Annotated in this window: 15 protein-coding genes; 14 read left to right on the top strand and 1 reads right to left on the bottom strand. The window is 69.9% G+C overall.

Translation table 11 applies throughout. The annotated features are described in order from the left end of the window. Positions 1–59 precede the first annotated feature (59 nt). Positions 60–875 carry a peptidylprolyl isomerase gene (locus G9272_RS09415; RefSeq protein ID WP_171396123.1) on the bottom strand — a complete coding sequence of 272 codons (816 nt, stop codon included), beginning with the start codon at positions 873–875 and terminating at the stop codon, positions 60–62. A gap of 180 nt (positions 876–1,055) precedes the next feature. Here G9272_RS09415 and G9272_RS09410 point away from each other — a divergent pair, with 180 nt between their 5' ends. From G9272_RS09410 to aroB, 14 genes are all read left to right on the top strand, one after another. Further along, positions 1,056–1,772, top strand: coding sequence for an MBL fold metallo-hydrolase (locus G9272_RS09410; protein WP_171396122.1), 717 nt, complete (start codon positions 1,056–1,058; stop codon positions 1,770–1,772). Between the two features lie 13 nt (positions 1,773–1,785). Next, the gene (gene hisS, locus G9272_RS09405; protein WP_171396121.1) at positions 1,786–3,048 is read left to right on the top strand and encodes a histidine--tRNA ligase; all 1,263 of its coding nucleotides are present in this window, start codon (positions 1,786–1,788) and stop codon (positions 3,046–3,048) included. Positions 3,049–3,366: 318 nt separating this feature from the next. Then, complete coding sequence (locus tag G9272_RS09400; RefSeq protein WP_171396120.1) at positions 3,367–4,026, top strand: vitamin K epoxide reductase family protein; 660 nt, start codon at positions 3,367–3,369, stop codon at positions 4,024–4,026. 59 nt (positions 4,027–4,085) lie between these two features. Then, positions 4,086–5,441, top strand: coding sequence for a replication-associated recombination protein A (locus G9272_RS09395; RefSeq protein WP_171396119.1), 1,356 nt, complete (start codon positions 4,086–4,088; stop codon positions 5,439–5,441). A 301-nt stretch (positions 5,442–5,742) separates the two neighbouring features. Further along, on the top strand, positions 5,743–6,357 hold the full coding sequence (gene rpsD, locus G9272_RS09390) for a 30S ribosomal protein S4 (RefSeq protein ID WP_020128844.1): 615 nt from the start codon (positions 5,743–5,745) through the stop codon (positions 6,355–6,357). A gap of 183 nt (positions 6,358–6,540) precedes the next feature. Next, positions 6,541–6,981, top strand: a complete 441-nt coding sequence (locus G9272_RS09385) for a DUF948 domain-containing protein (protein WP_171396118.1) — start codon at positions 6,541–6,543, stop codon at positions 6,979–6,981. An 8-nt stretch (positions 6,982–6,989) separates the two neighbouring features. Next, a complete protein-coding gene (locus G9272_RS09380; protein WP_171396117.1) occupies positions 6,990–7,346 on the top strand; it encodes a hypothetical protein in 357 nt (118 codons plus the stop codon). Beyond that, positions 7,346–10,018: an alanine--tRNA ligase gene (alaS, locus tag G9272_RS09375; RefSeq protein WP_171396116.1), complete on the top strand. Its 2,673-nt coding sequence runs from the start codon at positions 7,346–7,348 to the stop codon at positions 10,016–10,018. The genes G9272_RS09380 and alaS overlap by 1 nt, the downstream gene beginning before the upstream one ends. 8 nt (positions 10,019–10,026) lie before the next feature. Continuing rightward, entirely contained in the window at positions 10,027–10,491 is a 465-nt protein-coding gene (gene ruvX, locus G9272_RS09370; RefSeq protein ID WP_171396115.1) for a Holliday junction resolvase RuvX, read from the top strand. A gap of 123 nt (positions 10,492–10,614) precedes the next feature. Further along, a complete protein-coding gene (mltG, locus tag G9272_RS09365) occupies positions 10,615–12,363 on the top strand; it encodes an endolytic transglycosylase MltG (RefSeq protein WP_171396114.1) in 1,749 nt (582 codons plus the stop codon). Then, entirely contained in the window at positions 12,344–13,201 is an 858-nt protein-coding gene (locus G9272_RS09360) for a shikimate dehydrogenase (protein ID WP_171396113.1), read from the top strand. Before mltG ends, G9272_RS09360 begins: the two co-directional genes overlap by 20 nt. Before the next feature lie 174 nt (positions 13,202–13,375). Then, complete coding sequence (aroC, locus tag G9272_RS09355) at positions 13,376–14,560, top strand: chorismate synthase (RefSeq protein ID WP_020128851.1); 1,185 nt, start codon at positions 13,376–13,378, stop codon at positions 14,558–14,560. Then, on the top strand, positions 14,557–15,072 hold the full coding sequence (locus G9272_RS09350; protein ID WP_171396112.1) for a shikimate kinase: 516 nt from the start codon (positions 14,557–14,559) through the stop codon (positions 15,070–15,072). The genes aroC and G9272_RS09350 overlap by 4 nt, the downstream gene beginning before the upstream one ends. Beyond that, positions 15,069–16,163: a 3-dehydroquinate synthase gene (gene aroB, locus G9272_RS09345; protein ID WP_171396111.1), complete on the top strand. Its 1,095-nt coding sequence runs from the start codon at positions 15,069–15,071 to the stop codon at positions 16,161–16,163. The genes G9272_RS09350 and aroB overlap by 4 nt, the downstream gene beginning before the upstream one ends. The last annotated feature ends 107 nt before the right edge of the window (positions 16,164–16,270 follow it).

The following is a 16,270-nucleotide window of genomic DNA, read 5'->3' as shown; positions in this document are numbered from 1 at the left end:
TCCGCATCCAGCGCGACCGAAATTGCGCAGTTGACCGCCCCTTAGCCGCCGGATCGCCGTCAGGATTTCGTGACCGTCGCCTTGTTGATCACGACCGTCGCGTTCGGGGCTCCGTCACCCGCGCCCGTGTTCTCGCCGGCGGCGGCGATCTTCGCCAGCACCTTCATGCCGTCGGCCGACACGGTACCGAAAGGCGTGTAGCTGGGCGGCAGCTGACTGTCCTGGTAGACGAGGAAGAACTGGCTGCCGCCGGTGTGCGCCTGACCGGTGTTGGCCATCGCGATCGTGCCCGCCGGGTAGATGTTGTTCTTGAGGCTGGTGTCCTTCAGGTTCTCGTCCGGAATGGTGTAGCCGGGACCGCCGCTGCCGCTGCCCGTCGGGTCGCCGCACTGCAACACGTAGATGCCGCTGGTGGTGAGACGGTGGCACTTGGTGTGATCGAAGTAGCCCTTGCCGGCGAGGAAGCTGAACGAGTTCACCGTGTGCGGCGCGGCCTTCGCCTTGAGCGCTATGCCGATGTCCCCGCACGTCGTCGCGAGGGTCATCGTGTACTTCGCCGACTTGTCGATCGTGACCGCCGGCTCCTTCTTCCAGGTCTGCGTCTTGACCGAGCCCGCGGCCGCCTTCTCGCACGGGTCCTTGACGGCGCTGGGCGTCGGGGAAGGCGTCGTCTCCGAGCTCGCGTTCGCCTTGTCGTCGTCCTTCAGGACGCCCGTCGTGTACAGCGCCACACTGCCGATGATGATCACGCCGAGCACCGACGCGATCACCGAGTTGCGCGCGCGAGCCTTGCGTCGCGCGGAGGTGCGCCGCTGCTGCTGCCGCAAGAACTTCTCCCGGGCGAGCTGACGCTTCCGCTGTTCCTGGGTGACCACCGAGTTCTCTCCTCGTGCGTCTCGTACGTCGACTGGGACGCGTGCGTCTTGTGAGCCGACCGCCTGCGTGTGCCCCGTACCGTATATGGGTTCGCTGAGGAATCGGCAGCGCCGGTAGGCTCTGACCACTGGCGCAGCCGCCCAGAAGCCCACGCGTATCGACACAAACGAAGGACGATCGTGCTCATTGCCGGGTTCCCCGCCGGGGCCTGGGGGACGAACTGTTATCTCGTCGCCCCCGCCGCCGGTGAGGAGTGCGTGATCATCGACCCGGGCCACCAGGCGGCCCCAGGAGTCGAGGAAGCGATCAGGAAGCATCGGCTCAAGCCCGTCGCCGTCGTCCTCACCCACGGCCACATCGACCACGTGGCCTCGGTCGTCCCGGTGTGCGGAGCACACGACGTACCTGCCTGGATCCACCCCGAGGACCGCTACATGATGAGCGACCCGGAGAAGGCGCTCGGCCGGTCCATCGGGATGCCGCTGATGGGCGAGCTGACCGTGGGAGAGCCGGACGACGTCCGTGAACTGACCGACGGCGTCGGGCTGGACCTGGCGGGTATGGAGTTCTCCGTCGCCCATGCGCCGGGCCATACCAGGGGGTCGGTGACCTTCCGGATGCCCGAGACGGCCGACGTCCCGTCGGTCTTCTTCTCCGGGGATCTGCTGTTCGCCGGCTCCATCGGACGCACCGACCTGCCCGGCGGTGACATGGCCGAGATGCTCGACTCGCTGGCCCGCGTGTGCCTGCCGCTCGAGGACTCGACCGTGGTGCTGTCCGGCCACGGCCCCCAGACGACCATCGGCCAGGAGCGCGCCACCAACCCGTATCTGCGGCAGGTGGCGGCCGGCGGCCAGGGAGCGGGTTCGCACACCCCTCCCCGACGAGGAATGTGACGAGAGACCTTCCGTGAGTACCTTTCAGGCCCCCAAGGGCACGTACGACCTGATTCCGCCGCGTTCCGCGAAGTTCCTCGCGGTACGCGAGGCGATCGCCGCCCCGCTGCGCAACTCCGGCTACGGCTATGTCGAGACGCCCGGCTTCGAGGACGTCAACCTGTTCGCGCGCGGTGTGGGCGAGTCCACCGACATCGTCAGCAAGGAGATGTACGCCTTCGAGACCAAGGGAGGCGACCAGCTGGCCCTGCGCCCGGAGGGCACGGCGTCCGTGCTGCGCGCCGCCCTGGAGGCGAACCTGCACAAGCAGGGCAACCTGCCGGTCAAGCTCTGGTACTCGGGCTCGTACTACCGGTACGAGAAGCCGCAGGCGGGCCGGTACCGGCACTTCTCCCAGGTCGGTGCCGAGGCGATCGGCGCGGAGGACCCGGCGCTGGACGCCGAGCTGATCATCCTGGCCGACCAGGCGTACCGGTCGCTGGGGCTGCGCAACTTCCGCATCCTCCTCAACAGCCTCGGCGACAAGGAGTGCCGCCCGGTGTACCGGGAGGCACTCCAGGCCTTCCTGCGGGGCCTTGACCTCGACGAGGACACGCTGCGCCGCGCGGAGATCAACCCGCTGAGGGTCCTGGACGACAAGCGCGAGGCGGTCCAGAAGCAGCTCGGGGGCGCGCCACTGCTGCGCGACTACCTCTGCGACGCGTGCAAGGCGTACCACGAGGAGGTCCGTGAGCTGATCACGGCGGCGGGCGTGGTCTTCGAGGACGACCCGAAGCTGGTCCGCGGCCTCGACTACTACACCCGCACGACCTTCGAGTTCGTCCACGACGGACTGGGCTCCCAGTCCGCGGTGGGCGGGGGCGGCCGCTACGACGGTCTCTCCGAGATGATCGGCGGCCCCGCGCTGCCGTCGGTGGGCTGGGCGCTGGGCGTCGACCGTACGGTGCTGGCGCTGGAGGCGGAGGGCGTGGAGCTGGAGCTGCCCGCCGCGACCTCCGTGTTCGCCGTCCCGCTCGGCGAGGAGGCCCGCCGGGTCCTCTTCGCGAAGGTCACCGAACTGCGCAAGCTCGGTGTCGCGGCGGACTTCTCCTACGGCTCCAGGGGGCTCAAGGGCGCCATGAAGAGCGCCAACCGCAGCGGGGCCCGCTACACGATCGTCGCCGGCGAACGCGACCTCGCCGAGGGCGTCGTCCAGCTCAAGGACATGGAGTCCGGCGAGCAGACGGCGATCGGCGTCAACGAGATCGTGGCGGAACTGGAGTCGAAGCTGGGCTAGCGGGCGCGTAAGCCCCAGGAAGGCGCCGGGTCGGACGACCCGGCGCCTTCGTCATGCGCCACAACGTCACAACGTCATGCGTTGGATCGTCATGCGCCGGAACGTCAACCTGGCGGCCGCCCGTTCGTCCTCCGGAGGGTGTCGTCGTCCGAACCTCACGCGCGCGTGCCGGTGTGCGCCTGGCCTTGGCCGGAACCGAACGCCGGGGGGCGGCCGTACGTACTTCCTTATGCGCACCGAACGGTGCGCACCCGGCCCGGTGCGGCACAATGGCCCCTGCCCGAAGATGGTCCAACTCTCAAGTGACGGATCGGCGTGATGAGCAAGACGACAGTCAAAGACGTCTCCACGGAGTCCGAGCCCGGGCGCGTCACCGCGACCGAGCCCCGGACCGTGGGCGGCAGCCGTGCGTTCGCGATCCTGCTGCTGATCACCGGTGCCGCCGGTCTGCTGGCCGCCTGGGTCATCACGCTCGACAAGTTCAAGATCCTCGAGGCCAAGGTCGCCGGCGAGACCTTCACGCCCAGTTGCAGCATCAGCCCGATCATCAGCTGCGGCAGCGTCATGGAGAGCAAGCAGGCCGCCGCCTTCGGCTTCCCCAACCCGATGCTCGGCCTCGTCGCCTACGGCATCGTGATCTGTGTCGGCATGAGCCTGCTGACCCGGGTCGCGTTCCCGCGCTGGTACTGGCTGACCTTCAACTTCGGCACCCTCTTCGGCGTCGCCTTCTGCACCTGGCTCCAGTACCAGTCCCTGTACAAGATCAACGCCCTGTGCCTGTGGTGCTCGCTGGCCTGGGTCGCGACGATCACCATGTTCTGGTACGTCACCTCGTTCAACGTGCGCAACGACCTCCTGCCCGCCCCGGGCTGGCTGAAGCGCTTCCTCGGCGAGTTCACCTGGGTCCTGCCGGTCACCCACGTCGGCATCATCGGCATGCTGATCCTGACCCGCTGGGGCGCGGACCTCTGGGCCTGAGCCCCGTACCGGACAGGCGTCGGACGTCACTGTCAGACCTCTGACGTAGGCTCCGACGTGTGGAGCCCGACCTGTTCACCGCCGCAGCAGAAGACCGCCAGGAGAAGGACCCCGCCGGGAGCCCCCTGGCGGTCCGGATGCGCCCGCGCATCCTCGACGAGGTGGTGGGCCAGCAGCACCTGCTGAAGCCGGGCTCACCCCTGCGCCGCCTGGTCGGCGAGGGCGCCACGGGCCCGGCCGGGCCCTCCTCGGTGATCCTCTGGGGGCCGCCCGGCACCGGGAAGACGACCCTGGCGTACGTCGTCTCGAAGGCCACCAACAAGCGGTTCGTCGAACTGTCGGCCATCACCGCGGGCGTCAAGGAGGTCCGCGCGGTCATCGACGGCGCCCGCCGCGCCATCGGCGGCTACGGCAAGGAGACCGTCCTCTTCCTCGACGAGATCCACCGCTTCAGCAAGGCCCAGCAGGACTCCCTCCTGCCGGCCGTCGAGAACCGCTGGGTGACGCTGATCGCGGCGACCACCGAGAACCCGTACTTCTCGGTGATCTCGCCCCTGCTCTCCCGTTCCCTCCTGCTGACCCTCGAGCCCCTGACGGACGGCGACCTCCGCGACCTCGTCAGGCGCGCCCTGACCGACGATCGCGGCCTCAAGGGCGCTCTCACCCTCCCCGAGGACACCGAGGCTCATCTGCTGCGCATCGCCGGCGGCGACGCCCGGCGCGCCCTCACCGCCCTGGAGGCCGCCGCCGGGGCCGCCCTGGACCAGGACGAGACCGACATCAGCCTCCAGACCCTGGAGCAGACCGTCGACCGCGCGGCGGTGAAGTACGACCGTGACGGCGACCAGCACTACGACGTCGCCAGCGCCCTCATCAAGTCCATCCGGGGTTCGGACGTCGACGCGGCCCTGCACTACCTGGCCCGCATGATCGAGGCCGGCGAGGACCCCCGCTTCATCGCCCGCCGCCTGATGATCTCCGCCAGCGAGGACATCGGCCTCGCCGACCCGGGCGCGCTGCCCCTCGCGGTCGCCGCCGCCCAGGCCGTCGCCATGATCGGCTTCCCCGAGGCCGCCCTCACGCTCAGCCACACCACCATCGCCCTCGCCCTGGCACCCAAGTCCAACGCCGCGACGACCGCGATCGGCGCCGCCCTGGAGGACGTACGCAAGGGACTGGCCGGCCCGGTGCCGCCGCATCTGCGCGACGGGCACTACAAGGGCGCCGCCAAGCTGGGGCACGCGCAGGGGTACGTGTATCCGCACGACCTGCCCGAGGGCATCGCCGCCCAGCAGTACGCCCCGGACGCCATCAAGGACCGTGAGTACTACGAGCCCACCCGGCACGGCGCCGAGGCCCGCTATGCGGACGCGGTCGAGTGGACCCGGCAGCACCTCGGTCGCGACGGGTCCTGAGCACCCTGTAGACTCGCCCGAAGTGCCGCGTCCCGTGCAGTCAGAACAGGACAGTCGGCCGGAGCACCGGTCCTCGGACCTCGCTCCAGGAGCGTCGCGCACCGTCGAAGGTGTCGCGGGCAGCCCATCACCACCCGGAATTCCGGGAACGGTCGGTGGGCAACTCGCGTGCTGCACGTATGTGCCCAGACCAGGGGAGCGGCTGCCCGACAGGTTCCACGCGGACCCGACGGGTTTCCCCGGCTGCGGATGCGACCTCCCTTAACTCTGACAAGCCGGAAATTCTGGAAAGTGAGAGATCGTGGCGAACCAGCCCCGTCCCAAGGTCAAGAAGTCGCGTGCCCTCGGCATCGCGCTGACCCCGAAGGCCGTCAAGTACTTCGAGGCCCGCCCCTACCCGCCGGGTGAGCACGGCCGCGGCCGCAAGCAGAACTCGGACTACAAGGTCCGTCTGCTCGAGAAGCAGCGTCTGCGCGCGCAGTACGACGTGTCCGAGCGCCAGCTCGTCCGCGCCTACGAGCGTGCCTCCAAGGTCCAGGGCAAGACCGGTGAGGCCCTGATCATCGAGCTCGAGCGCCGTCTCGACGCGCTGGTCCTGCGTTCGGGCATCGCCCGCACGATCTACCAGGCCCGCCAGATGGTCGTCCACGGCCACATCGAGGTCAACGGCCAGAAGGTCGACAAGCCGTCCTTCCGCGTCAAGCCGGACGACGTCGTCATGGTGCGCGAGCGCAGCCGTGAGAAGACGCTGTTCTCGATCTCCCGCGAGGGCGGCTTCGCCCCCGACGGCGAGACCCCGCGCTACCTCCAGGTGAACCTCCGCGCCCTGGCCTTCCGCCTGGACCGTGAGCCGAACCGCAAGGAGATCCCCGTGATCTGCGACGAGCAGCTCGTCGTCGAGTACTACGCCCGCTGATCCCCTTCCGGATCGGTCTGCGGCGGTCGTAGGACTTCTGCGCCAAGGCCCGTCGTCTCCCTGCCCTTCGGGGCAGGTGGGACGGCGGGCTTTCGCACGCCTAATCCGGTACGGAACGCCGGCGTCGGCGCGATAGGCTCGCCTCCAGAGATAGGTGTTCGTCAGACAGGGAGCGGGTGCGCAGTGTCCGGTGGAGAGGTGGCCGGCATCCTGGTGGCCGTGTTCTGGGCGATCCTGGTCTCCTTCCTCGCCGTCGCGCTGGCGAGGCTGGCCCAGACGCTCAGGGCGACCACCAAACTCGTCGCCGACGTGACCGAGCAGGCCGTCCCGCTGCTGGCCGACGCCTCCGCGGCGGTGCGTTCCGCGCAGACCCAGATCGACCGGGTCGACGCGATCGCCACCGACGTCCAGGAAGTCACTTCGAACGCCTCGGCGCTGTCCACCACGGTCGCCTCCACTTTCGGTGGCCCCCTGGTGAAGGTCGCCGCCTTCGGCTACGGCGTTCGCCGGGCCCTCGGCGGCCGCAAGGACGACGTGCCCGCCAGGGAGCCCCGGCGGACCGTGATCGTGGGCCGAACGGTCTCCCGGCGGGAGAAGCGCAAGCCCCGTGGAAAGAGGGACTGAGACCAGCGATGTTCCGCCGTACCTTCTGGTTCACCACGGGCGTCGCCGCCGGTGTCTGGGCCACCACCAAGGTCAATCGCAAGCTGAAGCAGCTGACCCCCGAGAGCCTCGCCGCGACCGCGGCCAACAAGGCGCTCGAGACGGGAGCGCGCCTCAAGGACCGCGCGGTGGGCTTCGCGCTCGACGTCCGCGACAACATGGCCCAGCGGGAGGCCGAGCTGGGGGAGGCGCTGGGGATCCACGACGACCCCGAACTCCCCGCGCCCCGGCGGTACACCGCCATCGAGAACAACCGCAGTACCCCCAAGTACCCCGAGCACATCGAGAACACGACGTACTCGCACAACCGGAATGAGGACCACTGATGGAGTCGGCCGAGATCCGCCGCCGCTGGCTGAGCTTCTACGAGGAGCGCGGGCACACCGTCGTCCCTTCGGCGTCGCTCATCGCGGACGACCCGACTCTGCTCCTGGTCCCCGCCGGCATGGTCCCCTTCAAGCCGTACTTCCTCGGCGACGTCAAGCCGCCGTGGTCGCGCGCCACCAGCGTGCAGAAGTGCGTGCGCACGCCCGACATCGAAGAGGTCGGCAAGACCACCCGCCACGGCACGTTCTTCCAGATGTGCGGCAACTTCTCCTTCGGCGACTACTTCAAGGAAGGCGCCATCAAGTACGCCTGGGAGCTGCTCACCACGCCCCAGGACAAGGGTGGTTACGGACTGGAGCCGGAGAAGCTCTGGATCACCGTCTACAAGGACGACGACGAGGCCGAGCGCATCTGGCACGACGTCGTCGGCGTGCCCAAGGAGCGCATCCAGCGCCTCGGCATGAAGGACAACTACTGGTCCATGGGCGTCCCCGGCCCCTGCGGCCCCTGTTCCGAGATCAACTACGACCGCGGCCCCGAGTTCGGCGTCGAGGGCGGCCCCGCCGTCAACGACGAGCGGTACGTGGAGATCTGGAACCTCGTCTTCATGCAGTACGAGCGTGGCGAGGGCATCGGCAAGGACAACTTCGAGATCCTGGGCGACCTGCCGAGCAAGAACATCGACACGGGCCTCGGCCTGGAACGCCTCGCCATGATTCTTCAGGGCGTGCAGAACATGTACGAGATCGACACCTCGATGGCCGTCATCAAGAAGGCCACCGAGCTGACCGGCGTCGAGTACGGCGAGGCCCACGAGTCGGACGTCTCGCTGCGCGTGGTCACCGACCACATGCGCACCTCCGTGATGCTCATCGGCGACGGCGTCACCCCCGGCAACGAGGGCCGCGGTTACGTCCTGCGCCGCATCATGCGCCGCGCCATCCGCAACATGCGCCTGCTCGGCGCCACCGGCCCGGTCGTCAAGGACCTCGTCGACACCGTCATCGAGATGATGGGCCAGCAGTACCCGGAGCTGGTCACCGACCGCGAGCGCATCGAGAAGGTCGCCCTCGCCGAGGAGAACGCCTTCCTCAAGACGCTCAAGGCCGGCACCAACATCCTCGACACCGCCGTCACCGAGACCAAGCAGACCGGTGGCACGGTTCTCGCCGGCGACAAGGCCTTCCTGCTCCACGACACCTGGGGCTTCCCGATCGACCTCACCCTCGAGATGGCCGCCGAGCAGGGGCTGTCCGTGGACGAGGACGGCTTCCGCCGCCTGATGAAGGAGCAGCGGGAACGCGCCAAGGCCGACGCCCAGGCCAAGAAGACCGGGCACGCCGGGGTGGGCGCCTACCGCGAGATCGCCGACCGGGCCGGTGCGACCGACTTCATCGGCTATTCCGACACCGAGGGCGAGTCGACGATCGTCGGCATCCTCGTCGACGGTGCCTCCTCGCCGGCCGCCACCGAGGGCGACGAGGTCGAGATCGTCCTCGACCGCACCCCGTTCTACGCCGAGGGCGGCGGCCAGATCGGCGACACCGGCCGCATCAAGGTGGACACCGGCGCCGTCATCGAGATCCGCGACACCCAGAAGCCGGTTCCCGGCGTGTACGTCCACAAGGGCGTCGTCCAGGTCGGCGAGGTCACGCTCGGCGCCAAGGCCCACGCCTCGATCGACCATCGCCGCCGCACGGCCATCGCCCGCGCCCACTCGGCCACCCACCTCACGCACCAGGCGCTGCGCGACGCCCTCGGCCCGACGGCCGCCCAGGCCGGTTCCGAGAACCAGCCCGGCCGCTTCCGCTTCGACTTCGGATCCCCGTCCGCCGTCCCGACCACCGTGATGACCGACGTCGAGCAGAAGATCAACGAGATCCTCGCCCGCGACCTGGACGTCCAGGCCGAGGTCATGGGCATCGACGAGGCCAAGAAGCAGGGCGCCATCGCCGAGTTCGGCGAGAAGTACGGCGAGCGGGTCCGGGTCGTGACCATCGGCGACTTCTCCAAGGAGCTGTGCGGTGGCACCCATGTGCACAACACCTCCCAGCTGGGCCTGGTGAAGCTGCTCGGCGAGTCGTCGATCGGCTCGGGCGTCCGCCGCATCGAGGCCCTCGTCGGCGTCGACGCCTACAACTTCCTGGCCCGTGAGCACACGGTCGTCGCCCAGCTCCAGGAGCTGATCAAGGGCCGTCCGGAGGAGCTCCCGGAGAAGGTCTCCGCCATGCTCGGCAAGCTGAAGGACGCCGAGAAGGAGATCGAGAAGTTCCGCGCGGAGAAGGTCCTCCAGGCCGCCGCCGGTCTCGTGGAGTCCGCCAAGGACGTCCGCGGAGTCGCCCTCGTCACCGGTCAGGTCCCGGACGGCACGACCCCCGACGACCTGCGCAGGCTCGTCCTCGACGTGCGCGGTCGCATCCAGGGCGGCCGGGCCGCCGTGGTCGCCCTGTTCACGGTGAACAACGGCAAGCCGCTGACGGTCATCGCCACCAACGAGGCCGCCCGTGAGCGCGGTCTCAAGGCCGGCGATCTGGTCCGCACGGCTGCCAAGACCCTCGGCGGCGGCGGTGGCGGCAAGCCGGACGTCGCCCAGGGCGGCGGCCAGAACCCGGCCGCCGTCGGCGACGCCGTCGACGCCGTCGAGCGGCTCGTGGCGGAAACGGCCAAGTGAGCGGGCCGATGAGGAAGGGCCGTCGACTCGCGATCGACGTCGGGGACGCCCGGATCGGGGTCGCCTCGTGCGACCCCGACGGGATCCTCGCCACTCCGGTGGAGACAGTCCCCGGCCGGGACCTCCCCGCGGCTCACCGCCGACTCGGACAACTGGTCGAGGAGTACGAGCCGATCGAGGTCGTCGTGGGTCTGCCCCGCTCCCTCAAGGGGGGCGAGGGCCCGGCCGCGGTCAAGGTCCGGGGCTTCGCCCAGCAGCTCGCCAAGGGCATCGCACCGATCCCGGTCCGGCTGGTGGACGAGCGGATGACGACCGTGACGGCCAGTCAGGGACTGCGTGCCTCGGGCGTGAAGGCGAAGAAGGGCCGCTCGGTGATCGACCAGGCAGCCGCTGTGATCATCCTTCAGCAGGCGCTGGAATCCGAACGGGTGTCAGGTAAAGCACCGGGCGAGGGCGTCGAAGTGGTCATCTGATCGCGATACGGTAACGTTCCGCGCGATGCGGCGGTGTTCGAACAGCAGCCGCACAGAGAGAGACGGAACGGTGACGGGCCTGAAAATGCCGCGTGATCGCCGCCTCGCGGCTCTAGGGGATCGATGACTGAGTATGGCCGGGGCCCTGGCTCCGAACCGTGGCATCCGGAGGACCCGTTGTACGGGGATGGCGGATGGGAAGGGCAGCAGGCCCCCACGGGCCATCAGCCTGCCTACGGCGGCCAGCCACAGCACCACCACTACCCGCAGCAGCAGCCGCAGCAGGAGTACGGCGACTGGGGCCAGGGACAGGCGCAGCAGTACGGTCAGCAGCAGTACGACCCGCAGTACCAGGGCTACGACCAGCAGCAGTACGGCGCTCAGGACCAGCAGTACGGGCACCAGAACCCGCAGGCCTACCACGAGGGGTATCAGGAGGGCGGCTGGGACGGCACGGGCACCCATGCCCACGTCCCCTACGCCGCCGACCCCGGCGACCCCTACGGTCAGCAGGCCGCGGCCTACGGCGCCGAACAGCCCGACTTCTACGGCACTCCGGAGGCGTACCCGCCGCCGGAGCCGCCCGCCCGGCGCCGCGCCGAGCCCGAACCGGAGCCGGTGCCGGAGGCCGAGGCCGAGCAGAAGCCCGACTGGGACCCCGGGCCCGATCAGGGTGAGCACGCCTTCTTCGCGGGCGGCGGGGCCGAGGACGACGAGGACGACGACGAGCCGGAGGGCCGCGGCGACCGGCGGGGCCGGGGCGGCAAGGGCGCCAAGGGTACGAAGAGCAAGAAGAGCCGCAGCGGCTGTGCCTGCCTGGTCGTCGTGCTGGTGTTCGGCGGCGGTGTCGCGGGCGTCGGCTACTTCGGCTACGACTACTACAAGAATCGTTACGCCGCGGCTCCGGACTACACGGGCGACGGCACGAAGCAGACCGTGAGCATCCAGGTGCCCAAGGGCTCCGGCGGCGCCGCCATCGGCAGACTGCTCAAGGACGCCGGCGTCGTCAAGAGCGTGGACGCGTTCGTCTCCGCGGTCACGAACAACCCCGAAGCGGGCGGCATCCAGGCGGGCGCGTACATCCTGAAGAAGGAGATGTCCGCGAAGAGCGCCGTGGAGATGATGCTCGACCCGGCCAGCCAGGCCAATGTGCTGGTCACCCCGGGGCAGCGGAACGTGGCCGTCTACAAGGCCATCGACACGAAACTCGGACTTGCCTCCGGTGCCACCAGAAAAGTGGCGGAGAGCGAGTACAAGACGCTCGGTCTGCCCGCCTGGGCGAACGACAACGAGGACATCAAGGACCCACTGGAGGGCTTCCTCTTCCCGGGGACGTACGGCGCCGCCAAGGGCATGAAGCCCGAGGCGGTCCTGAAGTCGATGGTCGCCCACGCCAACGAGGTGTACGGCCAGTACGACCTCGAGGCCAAGGCCAAGACGCTCAAGCTGGAAAGCCCGCTGGAGGTCATCACGGTCGCCAGCCTCGTCCAGGCCGAGGGCAAGACGCACGACGACTACCGCAAGATGGCGGAGGTCGTCTACAACCGGCTCAAGCCGACGAACGACCAGACCAACCAGTTGCTCCAGTTCGACTCGACCTTCAACTACCTGAAGGGCGAGAGCAAGATCAACATCAGCGAGTCCGAGATCAACAGCAACAAGGACCCGTACAACACCTACACCAACAGGGGCCTGACGCCGGGACCGATCGGCAATCCCGGTGAGGACGCGCTGAAGGCCACGATGAATCCGACCACCGACGGCTGGATCTATTTCGTGGCGACCGACGGTGAGAACAACACCGAATTCGCCAAGACCTACGCACAGTTCCAGAAACTCAAGGACAAGTTCGATGCCAGCACGGGCAACTGACGCCCGCCGGGCCGCGGTACTCGGCAGCCCCATCGTCCACTCCCTCTCCCCGGTGCTGCACCGCGCCGCGTACGAGGCGATGGAACTCACCGGCTGGACGTACGACCGTTTCGACGTCGACGAGGAGGCCCTGCCCTCCTTCGTCGCCGGGCTCGGCGCCGAATGGGCCGGTCTCTCGCTGACCATGCCGCTGAAGCGTGCGGTCATCCCGCTGCTCGACGAGATCAGCGAGACGGCGGCCTCCGTCGAGGCGGTCAACACCCTCGTGTTCACCGAGGACGGCCGCCGGCTCGGCGACAACACGGACATCCCCGGCATGGTCGCCGCCCTGCGCGAGCGCGGTGTCGAACAGGTCGACTCGGCCGCGATCCTCGGCGCCGGCGCCACCGCGTCCTCCGCCCTGGCCGCCCTGACCAGGGTCTGCACCGGGGAGATCGTCGCGTACGTCCGCAGCGCGGCCCGCGCCGCCGAGATGCGGCAGTGGGGCGAGCGGCTCGACGTCGAGGTCCGGATCGCCGACTGGGCGGACGCCGCCGACGCGCTGCGCTTCCCGCTGGTCGTCGCGACCACCCCGGCCGGGGCCACGGACGCCCTCGCCGCCGCGGTGCCGGAGCGCCCCGCCACCCTGTTCGACGTGCTCTACGACCCGTGGCCGACCGAGCTGGCCGCCCGCTGGTCCATGTTCGGCGGCGCCGTCGTCAGCGGCCTCGACCTGCTCGTGCACCAGGCGGTCCTCCAGGTGGAGCAGATGACCGGCCGTGTCCCGGCGCCGGTGGAAGCCATGCGCAAGGCGGGCGAGCACGCCCTCGCCTCCCGCGGGGCCTCGCACCACTCGTGAGCCCGCCCCCGGCCGTCCCCCGTCCGCTTGCTGGACCGGCGACCGGTTCCGGGGCCGGGACGTGGGAGGATCGGAGGTGGCGGGCCAGGGCCGCGCACCCGGTCACGCCACCGACGTACGCGATGGACGCGCGTGCGCAGAGCAGTACCAGGGCGCGAGCACTGAGGAGCATCGTTGAGCAGGCTGCGTTGGCTGACCGCGGGGGAGTCCCACGGTCCCGCACTTGTCGCGACGTTGGAGGGCCTTCCCGCCGGCGTGCCGATCACCACGGAGATGGTCGCCGACCACCTCGCGCGGCGACGGCTCGGCTATGGGCGTGGTGCGCGCATGAAGTTCGAGCGCGACGAGGTCACCTTCCTCGGCGGTGTCCGGCACGGCCTGACCATGGGTTCACCGGTCGCCGTCATGGTGGGCAACACGGAGTGGCCGAAGTGGGAGCAGGTCATGTCGGCCGACCCGGTCGACCCGGAGATCCTCGCGGGCCTCGCCCGCAACGCCCCGCTCACCCGGCCGCGCCCCGGCCACGCCGACCTCGCCGGGATGCAGAAGTACGGCTTCGACGAGGCCCGGCCGATCCTGGAGCGCGCCTCCGCGCGTGAGACGGCCGCCCGGGTCGCGCTGGGTGCGGTGGCCCGGTCGTACCTGAAGGAGACGGCCGGCATCGAGATCGTCTCGCACGTCGTCGAGCTGGCCGCCGCGAAGGCGCCCTACGGCGTCCTGCCGACCCCCGCGGACGTCGAGAAGCTGGACGCGGACCCGGTCCGCTGCCTGGACGCGGACGCGTCGAAGGCGATGGTCGCGGAGATCGACCAGGCTCACAAGGACGGCGACACCCTCGGCGGCGTCGTCGAGGTGCTGGCGTACGACGTCCCGGTCGGCCTCGGCTCGCACGTGCACTGGGACCGCCGGCTGGACGCCCGCCTCGCCGCGGCCCTGATGGGCATCCAGGCGATCAAGGGCGTCGAGGTCGGCGACGGCTTCGACCTCGCGCGCGTGCCGGGCTCGAAGGCGCACGACGAGATCATCACCACGCCCGAGGGCATCAGGCGCGCGAGCGGCCGTTCCGGCGGCACCGAGGGCGGCCTCACCACCGGCGAGCTGCTGCGCGTGCGCGCGGCGATGAAGCCGATCGCGACCGTGCCGCGGGCCCTGAAGACGGTGGACGTCGCCACGGGCGAGGCCACCCAGGCGCATCACCAGCGCTCCGACGTGTGCGCGGTCCCGGCCGCCGGGATCGTCGCCGAGGCGATGGTCGCACTGGTCCTCGCGGACGCGGTGGCGGAGAAGTTCGGCGGCGACAGCGTCACCGAGACCCGCCGCAACGTGCGGTCGTACCTCGACAGCCTGCACATCCGATGAGCGGGCCACTGGTCGTCCTCGTCGGCCCGATGGGCGTCGGCAAGTCCACCGTCGGGCAGCTGCTGGCCGAGCGGCTCGGCGTCGCCTACCGGGACACCGACGACGACATCGTCGCCGAGGCGGGCCGCAGCATCGCGGAGATCTTCGTCGACGAGGGCGAGGAGACCTTCCGCGCGATCGAGAAGCGGGCCGTGCGGCGCGCGCTCGCCGAGCACGGCGGCGTGCTGGCGCTCGGCGGCGGCTCGATCCTGGACGCGGACACACGCGCGCTGCTGGCCGGGCAGCGTGTGGTCTACCTGGCCATGGACGTCGAGGAAGCGGTCAAGCGCACCGGTCTGAACACGGCGCGCCCGCTGCTCGCCGTCAATCCGCGCAAGCAGTGGCGCGAGCTGATGGACGCCCGTCGCCATCTCTACGAGGGCGTCGCCACCGCGGTCGTGACCACGGACGGCCGTACGCCCGAAGAGGTCAGCCAAGTGGCCTTGGACGCTTTGGAGTTGAAGGAAGCATGAGCAGCGAGTCCGTAACGCGGATCCGGGTCGGCGGCAGCGCGGGCTCGGAGCCGTACGAGGTCCTGGTCGGCCGCCAGCTGCTGGGTGAGCTCGGCGGGCTGATCGGCGACCGGGTCAAGCGGGTCGCCGTGATCCACCCCGAGGCGCTCGCCGGCACCGGCGACGCGCTCCGCGCCGACCTGGCCGAACAGGGCTACGAGGCCGTCGCCATCCAGGTGCCCAACGCGGAGGAGGCCAAGACCGCGGAGGTCGCCGCCTACTGCTGGAAGGCGCTCGGCCAGTCCGGGTTCACCCGCACCGACGTCGTCGTGGGCGTCGGCGGGGGCTCCACCACCGACCTGGCCGGGTTCGTCGCCGCGACCTGGCTGCGCGGGGTGCGCTGGATCGCCGTCCCGACGACCGTGCTGGCCATGGTCGACGCGGCCGTCGGCGGCAAGACCGGCATCAACACCGCCGAGGGCAAGAACCTCGTCGGTTCCTTCCACCCGCCGGCCGGTGTGCTGTGCGACCTGGCCGCGCTGGACTCCCTGCCGGTCAACGACTACGTCTCCGGGCTCGCCGAGGTCATCAAGGCCGGCTTCATCGCCGACCCGGCGATCCTCGACCTGGTCGAGTCCGACCCCGAGGCCGCCCGCACTCCGGCGGGCCCGCACACCGCCGAGCTCATCGAGCGCTCCATCAGGGTCAAGGCGGACGTCGTGTCGTCCGACCTGAAGGAGTCGGGCCTGCGGGAGATCCTCAACTACGGTCACACCCTGGCGCACGCCATCGAGAAGAACGAGCGCTACCAGTGGCGGCACGGCGCGGCCGTGTCCGTGGGCATGCACTTCGCCGCCGAACTGGGCCGCCTGGCGGGCCGGCTGGACGACGCGACGGCCGACCGCCACCGCACGGTCCTGGAGTCGGTGGGACTGCCGCTGCACTACCGCTACGACCAGTGGCCCAAGCTGCTGGAGAACATGAAGGTCGACAAGAAGTCCCGCGGCGACCTGCTGCGGTTCATCGTGCTGGACGGCCTCGCCAAGCCGAACGTCCTCGAGGGCCCCGACCCGGCCGTACTGCTGGCCGCGTACGGGGAGGTGAGCGAGTAGGAGCGCGGGGATGGGCGAGTAGGTCCGCCCGCTTCCCTTCCGCCCGATTCGCTTTCCGCACCGGGCACTTCGGACCGCCCCCGGCCGTTCACCAAACGACGACCGGG

It is taken from the genome of Streptomyces asoensis, assembly GCF_013085465.1.
Classification (GTDB): Bacteria; Actinomycetota; Actinomycetes; order Streptomycetales; family Streptomycetaceae; genus Streptomyces; species Streptomyces cacaoi_A.
The sequence above is the reverse complement of the archived record's forward strand: the minus strand, read 5'-3'. Positions and strand labels throughout refer to the sequence as shown.